The sequence below is a fragment of the Desulfurobacterium sp. genome (assembly GCF_027028515.1).
In the GTDB taxonomy this organism is placed as follows: domain Bacteria; phylum Aquificota; class Aquificia; order Desulfurobacteriales; family Desulfurobacteriaceae; genus Desulfurobacterium_A.
The window spans coordinates 1-3,505 of sequence record NZ_JALVIW010000070.1 but is presented as its reverse complement, the minus strand read 5'-3'; the positions used below and the strand labels follow the sequence as shown (position 1 = coordinate 3,505).

5 protein-coding genes are annotated in these 3,505 nt (G+C 39.9%); 3 read left to right on the top strand and 2 right to left on the bottom strand.

Annotation, left to right across the window (positions count from 1 at the left end; all coding sequences use genetic code 11):
* The 3 genes from MV676_RS06320 to MV676_RS06310 all read left to right on the top strand — a co-directional run.
* On the top strand, positions 1 to 433 hold a 433-nt coding region (locus MV676_RS06320), incomplete at its 5' end, for an ABC transporter permease (protein WP_297445914.1).
* Positions 430 to 1,488 carry an ABC transporter permease gene (locus MV676_RS06315; RefSeq protein WP_297445912.1) on the top strand — a complete coding sequence of 353 codons (1,059 nt, stop codon included), beginning with the start codon at positions 430 to 432 and terminating at the stop codon, positions 1,486 to 1,488. The genes MV676_RS06320 and MV676_RS06315, both read left to right, overlap by 4 nt.
* Before the next feature lie 197 nt (positions 1,489 to 1,685).
* Positions 1,686 to 2,396, top strand: a complete 711-nt coding sequence (locus MV676_RS06310; protein WP_022846960.1) for a C-GCAxxG-C-C family protein — start codon at positions 1,686 to 1,688, stop codon at positions 2,394 to 2,396.
* A 28-nt stretch (positions 2,397 to 2,424) separates the two neighbouring features.
* On the opposite strand, the gene MV676_RS06305 is transcribed toward MV676_RS06310, so the two are convergent.
* Together MV676_RS06305 and MV676_RS06300 are read right to left on the bottom strand one after the other, a co-directional pair.
* Positions 2,425 to 2,916 (bottom strand): RNA chaperone Hfq, encoded by a 492-nt coding sequence (locus tag MV676_RS06305; protein ID WP_022846959.1) that lies wholly within the window; start codon positions 2,914 to 2,916, stop codon positions 2,425 to 2,427.
* A 5-nt stretch (positions 2,917 to 2,921) separates the two neighbouring features.
* A complete protein-coding gene (locus MV676_RS06300) occupies positions 2,922 to 3,425 on the bottom strand; it encodes an RNA chaperone Hfq (RefSeq protein WP_297445910.1) in 504 nt (167 codons plus the stop codon).
* Positions 3,426 to 3,505: the final 80 nt, after the last annotated feature.

Genomic DNA, 3,505 nt, shown 5'->3' with positions numbered 1-3,505 from the left:
ATTGAAGCATATGGTGATTCCCCTTACGGCAATGGTTGTCGGCAATATTTCGGGTCTTGTTCGTTTAGTGAGGGGAACCGTGATTGATGAACTTGAGAAAGATTATGTTAAACTTGCCGTTGCGAAGGGTCTTCCATACAGAGTTATTCTCTTTAAACACGTTCTAAAAAATGCAATGAATCCGTTTATAACGCTGATAGGTTTTGACATAGCAGGCCTCCTTTCAGGTGCTGCCCTGATTGAGATAATCACCGCATGGCCGGGAATGGGAAGATTGATGTTTGAAGCGGTTATGTCTCAGGATCTTTTTGTAGTTATGGGGGCGCTCTACATAGGAGGCATAATGCTCGTTGTGGGAAATCTTATTGCTGATGTTTTACTTGCACTTAACGATCCGAGGATACGGGAAAGGGAAGTAGAGGGTAGAAGGTGAGGAAGTTTTTAGAAGGACTTTATAGAAAGCATAAACCGGGTTTTGTTGCCTTTGTTTTTCTCATTTTTCTCTATTTCATTGCCATTTTTGCAGATTTTATTGCGCCGTATCCCTACGATATTCAGTTTAGACACAATCCTTACCAGCCTCCAACACCTATTCACTTTTTTGACAGAGAAGGTCATTTTCATTTAAGACCCTTTGTCTATGGTCATAAATTAGTAGATCCCGTTTTTAAAGTCTATACTACCTGCTGGAACGAGACCTATCCTGTTGAATTTTTCGTCAGAGGGGAACCTCACTACATATTTGGTTTTATAAAGACAGATCTTCATCTATTTGGGGTAAAGGCACCTGGAAAGATTTTCCTTTTAGGAACTGACCGTGTCGGTAGAGATATTTTTTCAAGGCTCATTTACGGAACGAGGATTTCCTTGACCATAGGTTTAATAGGTGTTGCCATCTCTTTTTCTCTTGGACTTGTAATAGGTTCAATAGCTGGTTATTACGGCGGTATAGTTGATACTGTCACGATGAGGATAGTTGAACTTTTGATGGTTTTTCCTTCTTTTTATCTTTTACTTGCACTGCGTTCCATGTTTCCTGTTGATATGCCGAGTATTGCTGTCTTTTTCATTATTGTGGCTATTCTTTCGCTCCTTGGCTGGACGGGGCTTGCCCGTGTTGTTAGAAGTATGGCTCTCTCTATAAGGGAAAACGATTTTGTGAAGGCGGCTAAGGTGATGGGAGGAAGCAGTTTTTACATTGTGAGGAAACACGTAATTCCAAATACTCTTTCTTATATTGTTGTTGCTGCAACTCTATCTATTCCAGGATACATTCTCGGGGAGTCTGCATTGAGTTTGATAGGTCTTGGTGTTCAGGAACCCTATCCTTCCTGGGGAAATATGCTTGCCGAAGCTCAAAACGTTACTAAGCTTACCACTTTTCCCTGGCTCCTTGCTCCCGGAGTTGCGATATTTCTGGTTATAGTTGCCTTTAACCTTTTGGGTGATGGATTGAGGGATTATTTTGACGTAAAGCTTCAAAAGTGAAAAAATAAAATTATTGCGGAATTTGAAATATTAAATTTATTTTCTTTTTCGCCGGTTTACTTAATTATCGTTTCTATTAAATAATCTTTTGCAGTAGTTTATGGAGCAATTTTAAAAATATTAAACCGAGCGGTTATTCTTTCTGCGGTAAAAAGTACTACAATAAAAGAAAATAAGATAAAACAAGGGAGGGAATTATGGGTAACAAAAGAAGAGAATTCATCGTAAAAAGCCTTATTGGAACTGCCGGTCTTGTTGTTGGCGGCCTTTCAGGCGCTGCCGCAGTTGCAGGTTCTAAAAAGATGGAACCACCTTATCCTTACAAGCCTATAGATCCTGATATGATAGCTGAGAAAGCCTACAGATATTATTTAAAAGGCCACTGCGCCTATGGTGTTTTTGCATCAATTCTTGATACGCTTAAAGAGAGCGTAGGTGGTCCTTATCTTGGTATTCCGGGAGAACTATTTGAATACGGGAAAGGTGGTATAAACGGCTGGGGAACCATTTGTGGTACTTTAAACGGTGCTGCCGCCATTATCTCTATCTCTTGTAAAGGCTGGAAGAAGGTGATTGACGCTCTTTACAGATGGTATGAAGAAACACCGCTTCCAATCTATTATCCGAAGCATCCTGCCAAATATAAAGGGGCTTTTGCGGCAAGTATTGCAACATCACCTCTTTGTCACGTTTCCGTTATGAAGTGGATAGAGAAGACAGGTTTTGCCTATGACAGCAAGGCAAGGTCTGAAAGGTGTGCAAGGCTAACCGCCGATGTTGCGAAAAAGACCGTAGAACTTCTTAACGCTTACCATAATGGAACCTTTAAACCCGTGAGTGCTCCTGGTATTTACAAGACAAAGATGGATTGTATGACCTGCCACAATATGAAGGTAGGTAGCAGATAATTAAGTTGGCCGTAGAGGTTTTGAGCCTCTACGGCTTATATATTATTGTTGTTATGGCGTGCTTATAGACTAACATTTTCCCCATGAATGAGTTGATTCTGAGGACATACCTATCAAATCCTTTGAGTTTACCTTCAACTTTTGAGCCGTTTCTAAAGAATACAATAACCCTTTTATTAATGAGATTCCTCAGTGTTCTACTCTGAACGCCTCCAAGGAGTGACGATGCAACTAACCTGTATCCTTCTTTGAGTTTTTCGTTTATCTCTTTTTCTTGCTCTTCTGTAAGTATTTGCGGTACGGTTGCAAAAGAGGCAGGTCTGATTATGATATCTTCACCATTAACCTCGTAGTTTATGTCACCGGAGGCCTTTAAGCTGTTCAGGAGAGGAATTACTACCTCCTGCTTTACATCTAACAGCTTCATAAATTCTGAAACAGAGCCTCTGAATTCACCTTTTTCTTCAAGCATTTCTATGAGCTCAAGTTGCAGTTCTTCAAGAGTTTTGTGTCTTCTCATCCTGTTCATCCGTATATTATCGTTGCTATTGCGTGTTTGTAAACTAATGATCTGCCTTTTGGCGCCGTCATAGAGAGGGTGAAGTTATCAAAGTCAAGAAGCTGGCCTTCTAACCTTGTTCCGCTTATCAGAAAGACAGTTATGTCTTTTCCAAGGAGAGATGAAAGCACTTCGTCCTGAAGGGACGTTTTTCTCTTTTTCTTTTCTGTTTTTGTTTCTCCTGTTTCTTTTGTTTCTTTTTCTTCTTCGGCAATTTTCTCTGCCGTTTCGGAAATTGTCTCCTTTATAGGCTCTTTTTCATTCAGCTTGAGTTTTAAACCCTTGCCTCTTTTGGATTCTGCCGTTAAGAAATTTTCTTTCTCAAGTTCATTTATGGCTTTTTTAACAAGGTAGGCACTTGTTTTTGTTAAGTTGGCAAGCTCCTCGAATGTTCCGTTATATTCGCCGAATTCTTTCAAGTACTGTCGAATCCAGTTTTTTACCATTTCATGTTTGGCAGCGGCGGACATTACACCTCCTGAATAGTATTTGGATTTAAAAAATAGAAAAAAAGAAGATAAAAACGGCCATGTAGCACACTATCCAACTA

Bases quoted from the DNA above. Each gene is read 5' to 3' on its own strand.
- MV676_RS06310 (WP_022846960.1), top strand. From the start codon at position 1,686: ATGGGTAACAAAAGAAGAGAATTCATCGTAAAAAGCCTTATTGGAACT.
- MV676_RS06305 (WP_022846959.1), bottom strand. From the start codon at position 2,916: ATGAGAAGACACAAAACTCTTGAAGAACTGCAACTTGAGCTCATAGAA.
- MV676_RS06300 (WP_297445910.1), bottom strand. From the start codon at position 3,425: ATGTCCGCCGCTGCCAAACATGAAATGGTAAAAAACTGGATTCGACAG.